This is a genomic window from Collinsella sp. AF36-3AT (genome assembly GCF_003475205.1).
GTDB classification, from domain to species: domain Bacteria; phylum Actinomycetota; class Coriobacteriia; order Coriobacteriales; family Coriobacteriaceae; genus Collinsella; species Collinsella aerofaciens_AF.
The window spans coordinates 20,931-37,388 of the sequence record NZ_QROZ01000008.1 but is presented as its reverse complement, the minus strand read 5'-3'; the positions used below and the strand labels follow the sequence as shown (position 1 = coordinate 37,388).

The window sequence follows — 16,458 nt, the reverse complement described above, 5'->3', positions numbered from 1 at the left end:
CTAGGCCTTTTTGGGCCTGTTGACGATGATGATGCCGCCGCAGACCAACAGCAGGGCAACAAGTACGGTAACAGGGCTCGTGCCAGCGCCCTCGCCGAGCAGCAGAGCGCTCAACAGTACGCCAAAGACTGGATTCATAAAGCCAAAGACCGACACACGGCTGACGGGGTTGACGGCAAGCAGACGCGACCATAGCGAGTACGCGACGGCGGAAATGAGTGCCATATAGATAATGAGTGCGATGGCGGGGATGATCGCGGTGGGGGAGAGCGCGCCGCCCATCAAAAACCCGATGGCGGTAAGGACCAAACCTCCGACTAAAAACTGCCAGCCGGCGAGCAAGACGCCGTCATGCTTGCGCGAGAAGATGCCGATCAGGCAGGTCGAAAGAGCACCCGCGACAGTGGAGGCTAGGATAAAGCCCTCGCCATCGAGCCTGAAGCCAAAGGTGCCATCTGCGCCCGAGAGGTTGACGAGCGCGACGCCGGCAAAGCCCAGCGCACAGCCAAGCACCTTGGCCGTATTGAGCTTCTCGGTGTGAAATGCCAGGGCGGCAAAGAGGATTGCGAGGAAGTTGGCGCTGGCCTCGATGATGGAACTCGACATGGCGCTGGCGCGCGAGAGTCCCAGGTAGAAAAAGAAGTACTGCCCGATGGTCTGGAAGAGCGACAAGATGCAGATGGGCTTGATATCGCGCACTTGCGGAACGAGCGGACGGCGCTGGGCCACGCTCATGCCAACAATGACCAGCATGCCGGCAAGGGTGAAGCGCAGACCCGCGAAGAGCAGCTGCGAGGCGCTGTCGTGTGCGGGAATGCCAAAGAGGCCGTAGCCGATCTTGATGCAGGGAAAAGCCGATCCCCAGAGCGCGCAGCAGACGAGGCAGCCCAGGATGAGTCCGGGCAGGGTGGCGAGATACGGCTTGCGGCTTTCCATGATGTCCTTCCTGTATGCGCGAAGCAAAAAAGAACCCGCCACCGGATGTGTCGGTGGCGGGTGTTGTTACCCGAGGGAATTGTACCCGATGGGAAAGGTTTAAGCGAAGTAGGCCACGCCGCTCTCAAAGATCGGCATGAACTTATCGCCGGGGACATGCTCGGGCACGTTGCGGTACAGGTTGTCGCCGCGACGCTCGGCATGGCCCATCTTGCCCAGGACGCGGCCGTCGGGGCTCGTGATGCCCTCGATGGCGAGTGCGGAGCCGTTGGGGTTGACGGAGAGATCCATGCTGGGCTTGCCGTCCTCGCCCACGTACTGCGTGGCGACCTGGCCGTTGACGATCAGCTGGGCGAGCACTTCGTCATTGGCGACAAAGCGGCCCTCGCCGTGGCTGATGGCGACGGTGTAGGGGTCGTCCAGGCTGCACTGCGACAGCCACGGGGACAGGTTGGACGAGATGCGGGTGCGCACCAGACGGCTCTGGTGGCGACCGATGGTGTTGAACGTCAACGTGGGCGCATCGGGCGTGGCGTCGACGATGTCGCCGTAGGGCACCAGGCCGAGCTTGATCAGGGCCTGGAAGCCGTTGCAGATGCCCAGCATCAGGCCATCGCGGGCCTTGAGCAGGTCGCGGACTGCCTCGGTGACCTCGGGAGCGCGGAAGAACGCCGTGATGAACTTGGCAGAGCCGTCGGGCTCGTCGCCGCCCGAGAAGCCGCCGGGGATCATAACGATCTGGCTTGCACGGATGCGGCGGGCAAGCTCGTGGGTGCTCTCGGCGACGGCCTCGGGCGTGAGGTTGTTGATCACGAAGGTGTCGGCCTCGGCACCGGCGGCACGGAAGGCGCGGGCGCTGTCGTACTCGCAGTTGTTGCCGGGGAACACGGGGATGATCACGCGCGGGCGGGCGATCTTGGCGCCGCCGTACACGTGGATATCCTTGGCGCGGAAGTCGATGGTCTCGACCTCGGGGGTCTCGCCGGCGCTGCGGTAGGTGAAGACGCCCTCGATGCCGCTCTCCCAGGCCTCCTGGAGCTCGGAGAGCTCGATGACTTCGGAACCGGTGTCGATGACATAGCCCTCGACGGTGGTGCCCAGGGGCTCGACGACAACGCCGTCGGCGACCTCGGGCAGCTCGGCATCCTCGGCGAGCTCGACAATAAAGCTGCCGTAGAGCGGGGTGAAGAGGCTCTCCACGTCTACATCCTCGGCAAGCTCGATACCGATCTGGTTACCGACGCACATCTTAAAGAGGCTCTCGGCGCCGCAGCCGTAGCCGGGCGTGGAGATGGCCAGGGCGTTGCCGGTAGCAGTGAGCGCCTCGACGGCGTCAAACGCGGCGAGCAGCTGCTGAGCATCGGGGCGGTAGTCCTCGCCATAGATGGCGGGGGCGATGCGGACGACGCGGTGCGTGAGGCCCTTGAACTCGGGCGAGACGGCGCGGGCGGCCTTGCCCACGGCGACGGCGAAGCTGATCAGGGTCGGCGGAACGTTGAGCTCGCCGGCCTCGTCCTCAAACGAACCGCTCATGGAGTCCTTGCCGCCGATGGCGCCGGCACCCAGGTCGACCTGGGCCATAAGGGCACCCAGGACGGCAGCCATGGGCTTGCCCCAGCGCTCGGCCTCGGTGCGCAGGCGCTCGAAGTACTCCTGGAAGGAGAGGTAGGTGCGCTTGTGCTCAAAGCCGGCGGCAACGAGCTTGGCGATGGACTCGACCACGGACAGGTAGGCGCCCGCAAACTGGTCGGCCTCCATCAGATAGGGGTTGAAGCCCCATGCCATGGCGCTCGCCGTGGTGGTCTCGCCGTCCACGGGGAACTTGGCGACCATGGCCGAGCTTGGGGTGAGCTGCGTCTTGCCGCCAAAGGGCATGAGCACGGTCGCGGCGCCGATGGTGGAGTCGAAGCGCTCGGAAAGGCCCTTGTTGGAAGCGACGTTGAGGTCGGTGACGAGCGAGGTCATGCGCTCGGCGAGCGTGGTACCGGCCCAGCTGGGCTGCCACACACTGCGGGCGCAGACGTGGGCGACCTGGTGCTTGGGCGCACCGTTGGAGTTGAGGAACTCGCGGGACAGATCGACGATGGCGACGCCGTTCCAGGCCATGCGCATGCGCGGCTCGGCGGTAACCTCGGCGATAACGGTCGCCTCCAGGTTCTCCTCGGCGGCGTAGCCCATGAACTCCTCGACGTCACCGTCGGCGACGGCGCAGGCCATGCGCTCCTGGGATTCAGAGATGGCGAGCTCGGTGCCGTCAAGACCGTCGTACTTCTTGGTCACGGTATCAAGGTCGACATACAGGCCGTCGGCAAGCTCGCCTACAGCGACCGAGACACCGCCGGCGCCAAAGTCGTTGCAGCGCTTGATCAGACGGCAGGCATCGCCGCGGCGGAACAGGCGCTGCAGCTTGCGCTCGACCGGGGCGTTGCCCTTCTGGACCTCGGCGCCCGATGTCTCGATGGACTCGGTGTTCTGGGTCTTGGAGGAGCCGGTGGCACCGCCGATGCCGTCACGGCCGGTGCGGCCGCCCAACAGGATGATCTTGTCGGTGGGGGCGGGGCACTCGCGACGCACGTGGTTTGCCGGGGTGGCGCCCACGACGGCGCCGACCTCCATGCGCTTGGCGACGTAGCCGGGGTGATAGAGTTCGTTGACCTGACCGGTGGCAAGGCCGATCTGGTTGCCGTAGCTGGAGTAGCCGGCGGCAGCAGTGGTCACGAGCTTACGCTGCGGCAGCTTGCCCTCGAGCGTCTCGGACACGGGGACGGTGGGGTCGCCGGCGCCGGTGACACGCATGGCCTGGTACACGTAGCTGCGGCCCGACAGCGGGTCGCGGATGGCACCGCCCACGCAGGTGGCGGCACCGCCGAAGGGCTCGATCTCGGTCGGGTGGTTGTGGGTCTCGTTCTTAAAGAGGAACAGCCAGTCCTGGTCCTCGCCGTCGACATCGACCTTCACCTTGACGGTGCAGGCGTTGATCTCCTCGGACTCGTCGACATCGGTCATGACGCCGGTCTTCTTGAGGTACTTGGCGCCGATGGTGCCCATGTCCATGAGGCAGACGGGCTTGGTGTCGCGACCGAGTTCGTGGCGCATCTCCATGTAGCGGTCGAAGGCCTGCTGCACCACGGCGTCGTCGATCGTCACGTCGTCCAGGACGGTGCCGAAGGTGGTGTGGCGGCAGTGATCGGACCAGTAGGTGTCGATCACGCGGATCTCGGTGATGGTGGGGTCGCGATCCTCATCGCGGAAGTACTGCTGGCAGAAGGCGATGTCCGCCTCGTCCATGGCAAGGCCGCGCTCGGAAATAAAGGCGGCAAGGCCGGCTTCGTCGAGCTCGCGGAAACCGTCGAGCACCTCGACGGGCTGGGGCTCGGGGGTCTCCATGTACAGCGTCTCGGGCAGGTCGAGCGAGGCGATGCGCGCCTCGACGGGGTTCACCACGTAGTGCTTGATGGCATCAATGGCGGCCTCGTCCAGAGCGCCCGAGATCATATAGACCTTGGCGGAGCGCACGGCGGGGCGCTCGCCCTGGCTGATGAGCTGCACGCACTCGCTGGCGGAGTCGGCGCGCTGGTCAAACTGGCCAGGCAGGAATTCGACGGCAAAGACGGCGCCATCGCTTGCGGGGAGCTCGTCGTAGGTCACATCGACCTGGGGCTCGCTAAAGACGGTCGGCACGCAGGACCGGAAAAGCTCCTTGTCGATGCCCTCGACGTCGTAGCGGTTGATGATCCTCAGGGCCTCGATGCCCTTGATGCCGAGAATTTCGGTCAGCTCGCCCTTGAGCTGCTGAGCCTCGACGTCGAACCCGGGTTTCTTCTCCACGTAGATACGAGAGACCATTGGTTCCTGCCTTCCTGATCGGTTGGGCGTACGGTACGGTATGCGGCAGCGGTCGGTTTGCGGGGTCTGCCCTGCGGTCGCCTTGAGCCACATGTTTGTAAACCTCACTATGATACGACAGCTCGCGGCGCGTTGAGGACGGCGAGGGTGCTACAGTGAAGCGCAAACAAGAGAAAGGCATCACATGGCATTCGTTTCGCTCGCCATCATCGCACTCGTGGCCTTTGCGAGTCCTTTTATCGCCTCGGCGATTCCCGGAAAACCCGTTCCCGAGACGGTTTTTTTGCTCGTGCTCGGCGCGGTACTGGGACCCCATATGCTCGGCGTCATCCATGTAGATGCTGAGGTCTCGCTTGTGTCCGAGCTGGGCCTGGCCTTTTTGTTCCTGCTTGCCGGCTTTGAGATCGACCCCAAGAGCATCACGGGCGTCGAGGGGCGCTACGGCTTGGCGACGTGGGTCGTCACGTTTGGTATCGCCTGGCTTGCCGTGCGCTTTACCCCGTGGTTCTCAGTCAGTCATTTCGACGGTATCGCCGTGACGCTTGCCCTCACTTCGACGGCGCTCGGTACGCTTGTGCCCATCATGCGTGAGCGCTCGCTCACCGGCACGCGCGTGGGCGACTCGATTCTCGCGTATGGCACTTGGGGCGAGCTCGGTCCCGTGCTCGCCATGTCGGTGCTGTTGTCTGCCCGCACTGGCATCCAAACGCTCGTTATCCTTGGCTTGTTTGCGGTGGTTTGCGTGTTGCTGGCCGTGGTCCCGAGCCGCTCCAAGCGCGTCGGCAGCCGCTTCTTTGCATTTGTTGAGGAGCGCGCCGATACCACGTCGCAGACCTTCGTGCGCCTGACGGTGCTCATCCTGGTCACGCTCGTGGCATTCTCGGCTGTCTTTGATCTCGACATCGTGTTGGGTTCTTTTGCCGCCGGCTTTGTCCTGCGCTATATCATCCCCGAGGGCAACCATACGCTCGAGACCAAGCTCGACGGTCTGGCCTACGGTTTTTTGATTCCGGTGTTCTTTACCGTATCGGGCGCAAAGATCGATCTGACGGCCGTGGCGTCGCGCCCGGGTCTGCTCGTGGGCTTTATCGTGGCGTTGTTGATTATTCGTGCCGTGCCCATTCTTATTTCCATGAGCATTTGTCCTGCGACGCGCGATGTGTCGGCGTATGGTCGCATTACCGTGGCCCTGTACTGCACCACGGCGCTGCCGATCATCGTTGCCGTTACGAGCGTTGCCGTCAACGCGGGCGCGCTGTCGCAAGATATTGCGTCGGTCATGGTTGCCGCCGGTGCCATCACGGTGTTCTTGATGCCATTGCTCGCGCAGCTCTTCTACCGCGTGGTGGATGCCGCACCGGTCGCCGCCGTGGCAGAGGTTGCCGAGCATCCATCCGATGCGCTCGACATCTTGCGCGCCCACCACGACCTAGCGAGCTTGCTCGCGCGCGAGCACGAGCTGCTGACCTCGCATGGCCATGGTCGCGTATTCGAGGGCCTGCCTACGCTCGATACGATTGCCGAGCGTCTTTCCGCCGAGGCAGCGAGCGGCCACATCGATGCCCGCATCGTGGACGCGGCGCACCTGCTTGCCGATAAGACCTATGGAGACGAGGTCGACCCGTCCGAGCTGACTCCGCGTGAGCGCCGCCGCCTGGAGCGCGCCAAGCTCGCTGTGCGCGAATACCGCCGCCGCATGCTGGAGCTCTATGCGCGCGAAGAAGCCGAAGACGACGACGGTAAGTAGTCGATACTTTCTCGGGGAAGCCGCGTCCCGCTTTGAAGGCTCGGAACGGGATGTGGTTTCCGAAACGGGGGCCGTTGGGAAACTGTGTCCCGGAATGGGCGCTCAGAGTGGGATGCAGTTTCCGCAAGGAAGTCCTGGGGGAAACCGTGCCCCGTTCTGATCCGAAATACTGGGACATAGTTTCCCTTTCATAACAGGAGAAGGCGCGCTGTCTGCAGTTGATTCAGACGGCGCGCCTTTTTGGTTGAGCTATGTTGAAGCTTGAAGCCAAAGCTTGTGGCTCCTTAGGAGCGGGCGGCTCCGTCGACGGGGAGCACGGCGCCCGTGACATAGGAGGACATGTCGCTCGCCAGGAAAACAAAGGCGTTGGCGACATCCTCGGGCTCGCCCATGCGACCCAGCGGAATGGTGGCGATGATGGGCTTGATGACCTCTTCGGGCAGGTTGGCGACCATGTCGGTCTTAGTCACGCCGGGGGCGACGGCGTTGACGCGGATGCCCATGGGGGCGAGCTCGCGCGAGAGCGACTGGACCATACCGTTGACGGCAAACTTGGACGTGGGGTAACCGACGCCGGAGGGCTGGCCGTACTTGGCGACCATCGAGCTTGTGGTAGTGATGGTGCCGCCGTGGCCGGCCTCGGTCATGATCTTGGCGGCAGCCTGGTGGCCATTAAAGACGGCGACGACGTTAAGGTCCATGACCTTTGCGAACTCCTCGGCCGTGTAGTCCAAGAGGGGTGAACGCTGGGAGATTCCGGCATTGTTGACGACCGTGTCCAAGCCGCCCATGTCGGCTGCAGTCTGCGTAAAGGCCTCAGTCACGGCCTCGAGCGAGGTGAGATCGCAGGAACGACCCCAGACCTTGGCGTCGGGATAGGCGGTCGTCAGTTTCTCAACGGCAGCGTCGGCAGTCTCCTGGCGCGAGCCAAAGACGGTGACGGCAGCACCTTCCTCGATAAAACGGCAGGCGATGGCATAGCCGATACCGCGCGTGCCGCCGGTGATGATTGCTTTCTTGCCCTCGAGCAACATGGTGCTTCCTCTCTTTGCGGGCGGATATACACAGCACAGCATAACGGCAGCCAAAATCGGCTCCGGCTGCATGTCGGCGAACGGTACCCCCGGCTGTCAGGAGCGGCCAAGTCGTTCAAATGCGGATTGCGCCAATACGCCCCATGCGCGCAAGCAAAGGGGCTCCCGTCCACTGCTGAACGGGAGCCCCTCACACATATAGGTCGTAGAGCGAAAATCGAATTAGTTGGCCATGACGCCTTCGGTCCAAGCCTCGACGTCCTCGATGCGCAGGACGTTGGCGACCTCGGCCACGCAGTCGACGCTGGCAAGCTCGGCGGCGGCAGCCTGGACGTCCTTCTCGAGCGCGCGGTGCGTCAGGAAGATGACCGAGCAGGCATCGCTGACGCCTGACTTGCCGTCCTCGACCTGGTTGATGAGCGAGATCGAGATGTTGTGCTTGGCAAAGATGTCGACCGTCTCGGACAGGGCGCCCACGCGGTCGGCGACCTTCAGGCGCACATAGTACTTGGTCTGGAGCTCGTCCATGGGCTTAAAGGCGAGGTTGTGACCATAGGGCTCAATCTCGGGCAGCGGAGCCACACCGCGGCTGATCTGCTCGGAGAGCGACAGGATATCGCCCACGACGGCGCTTGCGGTGGGGAAGGAGCCTGCGCCCGCGCCGTAGAACATGGTCTCGCCCACAGCGTCGCCCACCACGTATACGGCGTTCATGGCGCCGTTGACCTTGGCGAGCATGTGGTCGGCGGGGATCAGCGTGGGATGCGCGCGGACGTCGACGCCGGCGTCGGTGTTGCGCGCAATGCCTAGCAGCTTAATGGTGTAGCCGAGCTCGCGGGCCTGGGCGATGTCCTCGGCGCCGATGGTACGGATACCCTGCTGGTACACATCGTCGGTGGTAACGCGGGTGCCAAAACCGATGGAGGCGAGGATTGCCGTCTTGCTGGCGGCATCGAAACCGTTGACGTCGGCGGACGGGTCGGCCTCGGCATAGCCCTTGGCCTGCGCGTCGGCAAGCACATCGGCGTAATCGGCGCCCTCGGCGTCCATGCGCGACAGGATATAGTTGGTGGTACCGTTGAGAATGCCTGCGATGGTCAGGATCTTGTTGCCCACCAGGTCGTGCTCGAGCGTGCTGACAATGGGGATGCCACCGCCGCAGCTGGCCTCGCACTTAATCTGCACGCCGCACGCGCGCGCCTTCTCGGCAAGCGTCTCGACATGACGGCCCAGCAGGGCCTTGTTGGCAGAGACGACGTGCTTGCCGTTCTCGAAGGCGGTGGTGAAGATCTCGGTTGCGGGATGCTCGCCGCCAATCAGCTCGACGACGATGTCGACGGCGGGGTCGGTGACGACGTCGTGCCAGTCACTCGTAAAGGCCTCGCGCTCAATGCCTGCCGCCTCGGCCTGCTCCCAAGCAAGCGCGCAGGCGCGGGTCAGCTTAAGGTCGATGCCGTAGGCTGCCAGGTACTCATCGTGGTGGCTCTTGATCAAACGGGCCACGCCGCCGCCGACGGTTCCCAGACCGATCAGACCGACGTTCACTGTGCGCAGGGGTTCGCTCATAGATAGCTCCTTCGTGCATCTTATGGATGGATTAACCGCTTAAAGGTTGAGTGCATTCTAGCGTGAACCGAGGGCGCATGCTCGCCAGGCAACAGGAGTCGCACAAAACGGCACCACCGAAACGCTGCGGAAACATTGGAAACATGCTCGCTACAAATGAACTTCCGTAACAAACTGTCAACGTTTGCGCCATAAGGTTTGCCCCGTACCGCAAGACGGCCGCACTGCGGCCAGCGAAAAAGGGGGACACCATGTTCAGTATCAATAACGCGCTGAGCCGCAGGAGTTTCTTGACAGGAGCCGCGGCGCTTGGAAGCACCGTCGCGCTTGCCGGTTGCTCTTCGGGCGGCGCGGACGGTGGGTCGGCCAATGACGGCAAGACCTTCAAGATCGGCGTTATCGGCCCCCTGACCGGCGCCGCGGCTACCTATGGCGTCTCTGCCGAGAAGGGCGCTAAGCTCGCGGCCAAGGATTTCTCGACCAAGGACCTCAAGCTCTCGCTTAAGTCCGAGGATGACGTCGCCGACGGCGAGAAGGCTATCAACGCCTTCAATACCCTGTGCGACTGGGGCATGCAGGCGCTCGTCGGCCCTGTCACCACCGGTGCTGCCGTCGCCGTCTCGGGCGAGATCGCCGACGATATGCTCATGGTCACGCCTTCGGCCTCGTCGCTCGACGTCACCAAGGATAAGACCACGGTCTTTCAGGTTTGCTTCACCGACCCCACCATGGGCGCCAGCGCCGCGAAGTTCTTGGCTGAGAAGTACGCGGACGCCAAGATCGCCCTGTTCTACAACTCCGGCGATACGTACAGCTCGGGCGTTGCCGACGCTTTTGCCGAGCAGGCCAAGGCATCCAAGCTCGATGTCGTCGATACCGAGACCTTTAAGGACGACTCTTCCACGAGCTTTACCAACCAGCTCACCAAGGCCAAGGAGGCCGGCGCCACGCTCATCTTTGCGCCGATCTACTACACGCCGGCGTCCGTTTTGCTCAAGAACGCCAAGGACATGGGCTACGACATGACGCTCATGGGTACCGACGGCATGGACGGCCTGCTCTCTGTGGAAGGCTTCGATACCTCTCTTGCCGAGGGCGTACTGCTCATGACCCCGTTTTCGGCTGACGATGAGAAGAATGCCGACTTCGTCAAGGCCTATAAGGATGCCTACGACGAGACGCCCAACCAGTTTGCCGCCGACGCTTACGATTGCGTCCACGCCATCGCCGAGGCTATCGATAGGGCGGGGATTGACATTTCGGCCGACGGTGCCGACATTGCCGGCGACCTTGCCCGCGCCATGCGCAAGATCAAGATCGAGGGCCTGACGGGCGAGCTGACGTGGAATGACGAGGGCCAGGTCGAAAAGCCCGCCACAGCCTATGTGATTCAGGACGGCAAGTACATCGCCGCCTAAGTGCGCATAAAGCGCGACCGGTGAGGCCGTTTTATTCAGGGCGGGGACGCCTGTAACAGAACGGAAACATTACTTTCACACAATAAAGTGGCATTACTGCATAAAGTAATAGAAATACGCAGAATTATGGATAAACGAACAAATCCAAAGAAAAGTTGAAATAATCACCACTTTCCTTAACTAAAGCGTCTAGTATTTTGCGAACGCCGAACACGGCGAAGGATGGCCTGTCGGGTAACCGAAACCCGACGAGATTTGAGAGGAGAGCCGCATGTCGAGCCTCACCGGTAAGTCATTGAACCCTGTTATGAATCGCAGGAGCGTTATCGCGAGCGCAGCAGGTCTGGGGGCGATGTCCATTCTAGCTGGCTGCTCCTCCAACGGCGGCGACAGCGGTTCCGCGTCGGGCGACGCTTCGTTTAAGATCGGCACCATCGGCCCGCTGACCGGCGCCAACGCGTCCTACGGCAAGTCCGTTACACAGGCTGTCGAGCTTGGCTGCAAGGATTTCTCGACTAAGGAGCTGCCGCTTGTCAGCAAGGCCGAGGACGACCAGGCTGACGGCGAGAAGGCCGTCAACGCCTTCAACACCCTGCTCGACTGGGGCATGCAGGCCCTCGTCGGTCCGACCACCACGGGTGCGTCGGTTGCCGTTGCCGCCGAGTGCGGTAACGACCCCGAGACGTTCATGATCACCCCGTCCGCGTCCTCCGAGGACGTTACCAAGGGCAAGGATTGCGTCTTCCAGGTTTGCTTTACCGACCCCAACCAAGGTGTCAACGCTGCCAAGTTCCTGGCAGAAAAATATGCGAACGAGAAGTTCGTGCTGTTCTATAACTCCGGCGACGCCTATTCTTCGGGCATCGCAGATTCCTTTAAGGCCCAGGCCGCTAAGTCTAAGCTTGAGATTGTCGACGAGGAGACCTTTAAGGACGACTCCGCCACGAGCTTTACCAACCAGCTGACCAAGGCCAAGCAGGCAGGCGCCACCATGATCTTTGCGCCGATCTACTACACGCCGGCGTCCGTCCTGCTCAAGAACGCCAAGGACATGGGCTACGACGTCAAGATGATGGGCTGCGACGGCATGGACGGCATCCTGGGCGTTGAGGGCTTCGACACCTCTCTTGCCGAGGGTCTGCTGCTCATGACCCCGTTCTCCGCCGACGACGAGAAGAACGCCGACTTCGTCAACGCTTACAAGGATAAGTACGGCGATACCCCCGACCAGTTTGCCGCCGACGCCTACGACGGCGTGCATGCTGTGGTCGAGGCTCTCAAGGAGGCCGGCCTGGGCGTCGACGCCGACCCCACCGAGGTTGCCGAGAAGCTTCCCGAGGCTATGCGCAACATTACTGTTGACGGCCTGACTGGCAAGCTCTCCTGGAACGACAAGGGTCAGGTCCAGAAGGACCCGACGGCGTACGTCATTACCGACGGCAAGTACGTACAGGCCTAATAGGCCGCCTTACATAGAGCGGTTTTGATCCCAAGCAGGGGAGGTTTTGGCCTTCCCTGCTTGCTTGGTATCTAGGGACGATGTAACGTCCCTGTTTCATATATCAACTGGAAACCTATTCGAAAGGGGGATGTGGAACATGACGGTCTTTATTCAATACCTGGTCAACGGCCTGTCCATGGGCAGCGTCTACGCCATCATCGCGTTGGGCTACACCATGGTCTACGGTATCGCCAAGATGCTCAACTTCGCTCACGGCGACGTCATCATGGTCGGTGCCTATGTCTCGTTCTGCGCCACATCGTATCTCGGCCTCCCGGGCTGGGCATCTGTAGTTCTCTCTTGTGTGGTCTGCACGGTTCTCGGTGTTCTCATCGAGGGTCTGGCATACAAGCCGCTGCGCCAGGCGGGCCCTCTGGCCGTTCTGATCACGGCCATCGGCGTGTCTTACTTCCTGCAGAACGCCGCGCAGCTTCTGTGGGGCGCCACGCCCAAGAACTTCACTTCGCTCGTCACCTTCCAGGTGCCGGAGTTCTTGGCCAAGTTCAACGTAAGCGCCGTCTCGCTCGTCACCATCGTCGCCTGCCTGGTTATCATGGCCGGTCTGATGTTCTTTACAGGTAAGACCAAGATGGGCAAAGCCATGCGCGCCGTGTCCGAGGACAAGGCCGCCGCTCAGCTCATGGGCATCAACGTCAACCGCACCATCTCGATGACGTTTGCCATCGGCTCTGCGCTTGCCGCCATCGCCGGCGTGCTCCTGTGCTCCTACTCGCCGGTGCTGCAGCCCACGACGGGTGCCATGCCTGGCATCAAGGCCTTCGACGCCGCCGTCTTCGGTGGCATCGGCTCCATCCCCGGCGCCTTTGTCGGTGGCATTCTCATCGGCATCATCGAGGCGATGGCACAGGCCTACATTTCCACGAGCCTTGCCAACTCCATCGTCTTTGGTGTTTTGATCATCGTCCTGCTCGTCAAGCCTGCCGGCCTCTTGGGCAAGTACGTCCCCGAGAAGGTGTAGGTGAGCGTTATGAAGTTTCTTAAAGACAGGCAGACGCGTCACGACTTTGTTACGTATGCCATGTGCATCGTGGCATTTGCCATCGTGTTCTTTATGCAGTCTAACCATATGATCCCGCGCATGATCGCCGGTCAGCTGGTTCCCATCACGGCCTATATCGTTATGGCCATCTCGCTCAATCTCGTCGTCGGCATCGCGGGCGATCTGTCGCTGGGCCACGCGGGCTTTATGAGCGTCGGCGCCTATACGGGAATCGTCACCGCCGTCGCGCTGGAGAGCGTCGTTCCCTCCGATCCGATGCGCCTTATCATCAGCATTGTGGTCGGCGCCATCGCCGCCGCCATCCTGGGCTTCTTGATCGGCATCCCGGTCCTGCGCCTGAGCGGCGACTACCTGGCCATCGTGACTTTGGCCTTTGGCGAGATTATCAAGGAGATCGTCACCTGCCTCATTGTGGGCGTCGACTCCCGCGGCCTGCACGTGATCTTTAACATCACGGGCAACTCCACGATCGACGACCTGCACCTGCTCGAGGACGGCACCGCCATCATCAAGGGCGCCCAGGGCGCCTCGGGCGTGTCGACGTACTCGACCTTCCTCGCCGGTGCCATCCTGGTCATGGTCGCACTCGTGATCGTGCTCAACCTGGTTCGCAGCCGTACCGGCCGTGCCATTATGGCCGTGCGCGATAACAAGATTGCAGCCGAGTCCGTAGGCATCTCCGTCACCGAGTACCGCATGATCGCCTTCGTGGTTTCCGCTGCCCTCGCCGGTGCTGCTGGAGCTCTGTTCGGCGGTAACTTCTCGCAGCTCTCCGCCACCAAGTTTGACTTCAACACGTCCATCCTCATCCTGGTGTTCGTGGTCCTGGGCGGTCTGGGCAATATGCGCGGCTCCGTCATCGCGGCGGCGTTGCTCACGGTGCTTCCCGAGCTGCTCCGTCAGTTCTCGGACTACCGCATGCTCATCTACGCCATCGTGCTGATCCTGGTCATGATCTTTACCAACAACCCGCAGCTCAAGGCGTTCTTCGCACGCATTAAGGACCGCTTTGCTTCCAAGAAGGAGGTGGCAGCCGATGCCCAGTAAATTTGAGTTCAACAAGGGCAAGATGGTCCCGTATCCTTCTGGCGCCATCGTTCCCGATCGCGATCTGGGCCAGCGCCCGGCGCTCGAGTGCATCCACCTGGGCATTGAGTTCGGTGGCCTTAAGGCAGTCGACGACTTTAGCCTGACTATCGGCAAGACCGAGATCGCCGGCCTGATTGGCCCCAATGGTGCCGGTAAGACCACGGTCTTCAACCTGCTCACCAAGGTGTACCAGCCCACGCACGGCACCATCCTGCTCGACGGTGAGGACACCTCGGGCAAGTCGGTCTATCAGGTCAACCGCATGGGCATCGCCCGTACTTTCCAAAACATCCGCTTGTTCAACACTATGACGGTGGAGGACAACGTTAAGGTCGGTCTGCACAACCAGGAGCGCTACTCCGGTATTGAGGGCGTGATGCGTCTGCCGACGTATTGGAAGCACGAGAAGGCCGCCCATGAGCGCGCCATGGAGCTGCTGTCCATTTTTGACATGGAGCACCTGGCAAATAAACAGGCCGGCTCGTTGCCTTACGGCGCTCAGCGTCGTCTGGAGATCGTCCGCGCGCTTGCCACCAACCCCAAGCTGCTGTTGCTCGACGAGCCTGCCGCCGGCATGAACCCGTCCGAGACCGCGGAGCTCATGGAGAACATCGTCAAGATCCGCGACACCTTCGGCATCGCCATCATGCTTATCGAGCATGATATGTCGCTCGTTATGAACATCTGCGAGGGCATCTGCGTGCTCAACTTTGGTAAGGTCATCGCCAAGGGCACGGCCGAGGAAATCCAGAACAACGATGCCGTAATTGAGGCATATCTGGGCAAGCAGGATAAGGGGGAGAACTAAATGGCAGAGCCGATGCTTTCCGTCTACAACATCAACGTCTGGTACGGCGCTATCCACGCCATCAAGGACATCTCCTTTAACGTCAACGAGGGCGAGATCGTGGCCCTGATCGGCGCGAACGGCGCCGGTAAGTCCACGACGCTTAAAACCATCTCGGGCCTGCTGCGTTCCAAGACCGGCTCCATCAAGTTTATGGGCGAGGACATTACCCATACGCCTGCCGATAAACTGGTGGGCAAGGGCCTGGCCCAGGTTCCCGAGGGCCGTCGCGCCTTTTTGCAGATGACGGTCGAGGAGAACCTGGAGATGGGCGCCTACACGCAGCCCAAGTCCACGGTGGCTCCGGGCCTTGAGCGCGTCTACGAGCAGTTCCCGCGCCTTAAGGAGCGCCGTCGCCAGGTCGCCGGCACCCTTTCGGGCGGCGAACAGCAGATGCTCGTTATGGGGCGCGCCCTTATGAGCAACCCCAAGCTGCTCATGCTCGATGAGCCTTCCATGGGTCTGGCGCCGATTCTGATTGAGCAGATCTTCCAGATTGTCGAGGACCTGCACAAGGCCGGTACCACGGTGCTTCTGGTCGAGCAGAACGCCCAGATGGCGCTTTCAATCGCCACGCGCGGCTACGTGCTCGAGACCGGCAAGATCACCATGACCGGCACCGGCCAAGAGCTCCTGCACGACGACAACGTCCGCAAGGCTTACCTGGGCGGCTAGGGACTTCCGCCGTTCTACCGAACGGCGGACCGGCCGACGCTGCGCGGGCGCCCTGATCGACGTGCCGAAGCTCCTCACCCTTGGGACTATGCCGCGGTACGAGGCCAGGTGGTCATGGTCCGGGAACCTCGCGATGTCGAATGACACCGCGAGGTTCGCCGCCGTCCTCGGCGGCCTCGGCCCCCGAGTGGGCGATCCCCACGCGCTAACGCCTGCAAACAAGGGGATCGCCAAGACGCCGCCGGGCACCTCCGTCATAGACGTGGAAGTGCGGCCGCGCTGAAGCTCTGCGCGGTGTCTGCTCGCTTATGTGCGCATCACGAAGGAAGACCAGATCGGTGAGCGGGATTGGCCCGAAGTCGAGAGATTCCCATCAGCCTCTCGTCGGTCGATGACCGGTTCACCACGCGGGAAGAGCGTGACGGAAGGTCTCGCAAAAAGGCTCTGAGCGCGGCGTGCTCATGCCCGTCGTGGTGCGCCCGAAGGGGGGGGGACGGCTGCTACGAGCTCGATCATTTGCGAGGAGAAGACGAACCAGTCGTTGCAGATCCAATATGGATCTCGCCGACCTCGGCAAGCTGCTCGATGAGTGGAAGCCCTGTCGGGTCGTCTATTTCAACACCACCCAGAATGATGGTGTCATCGCGCAGGTCGATCTGCGTGTTGAACACAGCGAGGTTAAAGCCGGAGGCCACAAATCCGATAGCAGCCAGGACGAGCCCCGTGGCAACAAGCCCACCCGCTACGGCAAGGTAAATCTTTTTTACGCTGGACATGT

General features: G+C 62.0%; 13 protein-coding genes. 7 read left to right on the top strand and 6 right to left on the bottom strand.

The window, feature by feature from the left end:
• Both DW003_RS07640 and DW003_RS07635 read right to left on the bottom strand, forming a co-directional pair.
• Positions 1 to 936 carry a DMT family transporter gene (locus DW003_RS07640; RefSeq protein ID WP_118388388.1) on the bottom strand — a complete coding sequence of 312 codons (936 nt, stop codon included), beginning with the start codon at positions 934 to 936 and terminating at the stop codon, positions 1 to 3.
• A gap of 99 nt (positions 937 to 1,035) precedes the next feature.
• Entirely contained in the window at positions 1,036 to 4,782 is a 3,747-nt protein-coding gene (locus tag DW003_RS07635) for a phosphoribosylformylglycinamidine synthase (RefSeq protein WP_118388386.1), read from the bottom strand.
• Between the two features lie 184 nt (positions 4,783 to 4,966).
• Here DW003_RS07635 and DW003_RS07630 point away from each other — a divergent pair, with 184 nt between their 5' ends.
• Positions 4,967 to 6,529 carry a cation:proton antiporter gene (locus tag DW003_RS07630; RefSeq protein ID WP_006234446.1) on the top strand — a complete coding sequence of 521 codons (1,563 nt, stop codon included), beginning with the start codon at positions 4,967 to 4,969 and terminating at the stop codon, positions 6,527 to 6,529.
• Positions 6,530 to 6,813: 284 nt separating this feature from the next.
• Here the strand turns inward: DW003_RS07630 and DW003_RS07625 are convergent, their stop codons facing one another.
• Both DW003_RS07625 and DW003_RS07620 read right to left on the bottom strand, forming a co-directional pair.
• The gene (locus tag DW003_RS07625; protein WP_118388384.1) at positions 6,814 to 7,563 is read right to left on the bottom strand and encodes an SDR family NAD(P)-dependent oxidoreductase; all 750 of its coding nucleotides are present in this window, start codon (positions 7,561 to 7,563) and stop codon (positions 6,814 to 6,816) included.
• A 222-nt stretch (positions 7,564 to 7,785) separates the two neighbouring features.
• Complete coding sequence (locus DW003_RS07620; RefSeq protein WP_118388382.1) at positions 7,786 to 9,129, bottom strand: homoserine dehydrogenase; 1,344 nt, start codon at positions 9,127 to 9,129, stop codon at positions 7,786 to 7,788.
• 251 nt (positions 9,130 to 9,380) lie between these two features.
• Here DW003_RS07620 and DW003_RS07615 point away from each other — a divergent pair, with 251 nt between their 5' ends.
• The 6 genes from DW003_RS07615 (at position 9,381) to DW003_RS07590 (ending at position 15,680) form a co-directional block, all read left to right on the top strand.
• Positions 9,381 to 10,547: an ABC transporter substrate-binding protein gene (locus tag DW003_RS07615; protein ID WP_118388380.1), complete on the top strand. Its 1,167-nt coding sequence runs from the start codon at positions 9,381 to 9,383 to the stop codon at positions 10,545 to 10,547.
• 271 nt (positions 10,548 to 10,818) lie between these two features.
• Complete coding sequence (locus tag DW003_RS07610; protein WP_117766004.1) at positions 10,819 to 12,006, top strand: ABC transporter substrate-binding protein; 1,188 nt, start codon at positions 10,819 to 10,821, stop codon at positions 12,004 to 12,006.
• A 139-nt stretch (positions 12,007 to 12,145) separates the two neighbouring features.
• Positions 12,146 to 13,027 carry a branched-chain amino acid ABC transporter permease gene (locus DW003_RS07605; RefSeq protein ID WP_099432746.1) on the top strand — a complete coding sequence of 294 codons (882 nt, stop codon included), beginning with the start codon at positions 12,146 to 12,148 and terminating at the stop codon, positions 13,025 to 13,027.
• Between the two features lie 9 nt (positions 13,028 to 13,036).
• Entirely contained in the window at positions 13,037 to 14,116 is a 1,080-nt protein-coding gene (locus tag DW003_RS07600; RefSeq protein WP_118388379.1) for a branched-chain amino acid ABC transporter permease, read from the top strand.
• A complete protein-coding gene (locus tag DW003_RS07595) occupies positions 14,106 to 14,966 on the top strand; it encodes an ABC transporter ATP-binding protein (RefSeq protein WP_118388378.1) in 861 nt (286 codons plus the stop codon). The genes DW003_RS07600 and DW003_RS07595 overlap by 11 nt, the downstream gene beginning before the upstream one ends.
• A gap of 12 nt (positions 14,967 to 14,978) precedes the next feature.
• Entirely contained in the window at positions 14,979 to 15,680 is a 702-nt protein-coding gene (locus tag DW003_RS07590) for an ABC transporter ATP-binding protein (protein WP_117563737.1), read from the top strand.
• Here the strand turns inward: DW003_RS07590 and DW003_RS10150 are convergent.
• Both DW003_RS10150 and DW003_RS07580 read right to left on the bottom strand, forming a co-directional pair.
• Positions 15,570 to 15,938: a transposase gene (locus DW003_RS10150; protein WP_118388377.1), complete on the bottom strand. Its 369-nt coding sequence runs from the start codon at positions 15,936 to 15,938 to the stop codon at positions 15,570 to 15,572. The two genes, DW003_RS07590 and DW003_RS10150, sit on opposite strands and share 111 nt — an antisense overlap.
• Before the next feature lie 254 nt (positions 15,939 to 16,192).
• Entirely contained in the window at positions 16,193 to 16,456 is a 264-nt protein-coding gene (locus tag DW003_RS07580; protein ID WP_117637816.1) for a hypothetical protein, read from the bottom strand.
• Positions 16,457 to 16,458: the final 2 nt, after the last annotated feature.

Coding starts and splice junctions, on each gene's coding strand:
- DW003_RS07640 (WP_118388388.1), bottom strand. CDS start 936: ATGGAAAGCCGCAAGCCGTATCTCGCCACCCTGCCCGGACTCATCCTG.
- DW003_RS07635 (WP_118388386.1), bottom strand. CDS start 4,782: ATGGTCTCTCGTATCTACGTGGAGAAGAAACCCGGGTTCGACGTCGAG.
- DW003_RS07630 (WP_006234446.1), top strand. CDS start 4,967: ATGGCATTCGTTTCGCTCGCCATCATCGCACTCGTGGCCTTTGCGAGT.
- DW003_RS07625 (WP_118388384.1), bottom strand. CDS start 7,563: ATGTTGCTCGAGGGCAAGAAAGCAATCATCACCGGCGGCACGCGCGGT.
- DW003_RS07620 (WP_118388382.1), bottom strand. CDS start 9,129: ATGAGCGAACCCCTGCGCACAGTGAACGTCGGTCTGATCGGTCTGGGA.
- DW003_RS07615 (WP_118388380.1), top strand. CDS start 9,381: ATGTTCAGTATCAATAACGCGCTGAGCCGCAGGAGTTTCTTGACAGGA.
- DW003_RS07610 (WP_117766004.1), top strand. CDS start 10,819: ATGTCGAGCCTCACCGGTAAGTCATTGAACCCTGTTATGAATCGCAGG.
- DW003_RS07605 (WP_099432746.1), top strand. CDS start 12,146: ATGACGGTCTTTATTCAATACCTGGTCAACGGCCTGTCCATGGGCAGC.
- DW003_RS07600 (WP_118388379.1), top strand. CDS start 13,037: ATGAAGTTTCTTAAAGACAGGCAGACGCGTCACGACTTTGTTACGTAT.
- DW003_RS07595 (WP_118388378.1), top strand. CDS start 14,106: ATGCCCAGTAAATTTGAGTTCAACAAGGGCAAGATGGTCCCGTATCCT.
- DW003_RS07590 (WP_117563737.1), top strand. CDS start 14,979: ATGCTTTCCGTCTACAACATCAACGTCTGGTACGGCGCTATCCACGCC.
- DW003_RS10150 (WP_118388377.1), bottom strand. CDS start 15,938: ATGACGGAGGTGCCCGGCGGCGTCTTGGCGATCCCCTTGTTTGCAGGC.
- DW003_RS07580 (WP_117637816.1), bottom strand. CDS start 16,456: ATGTCCAGCGTAAAAAAGATTTACCTTGCCGTAGCGGGTGGGCTTGTT.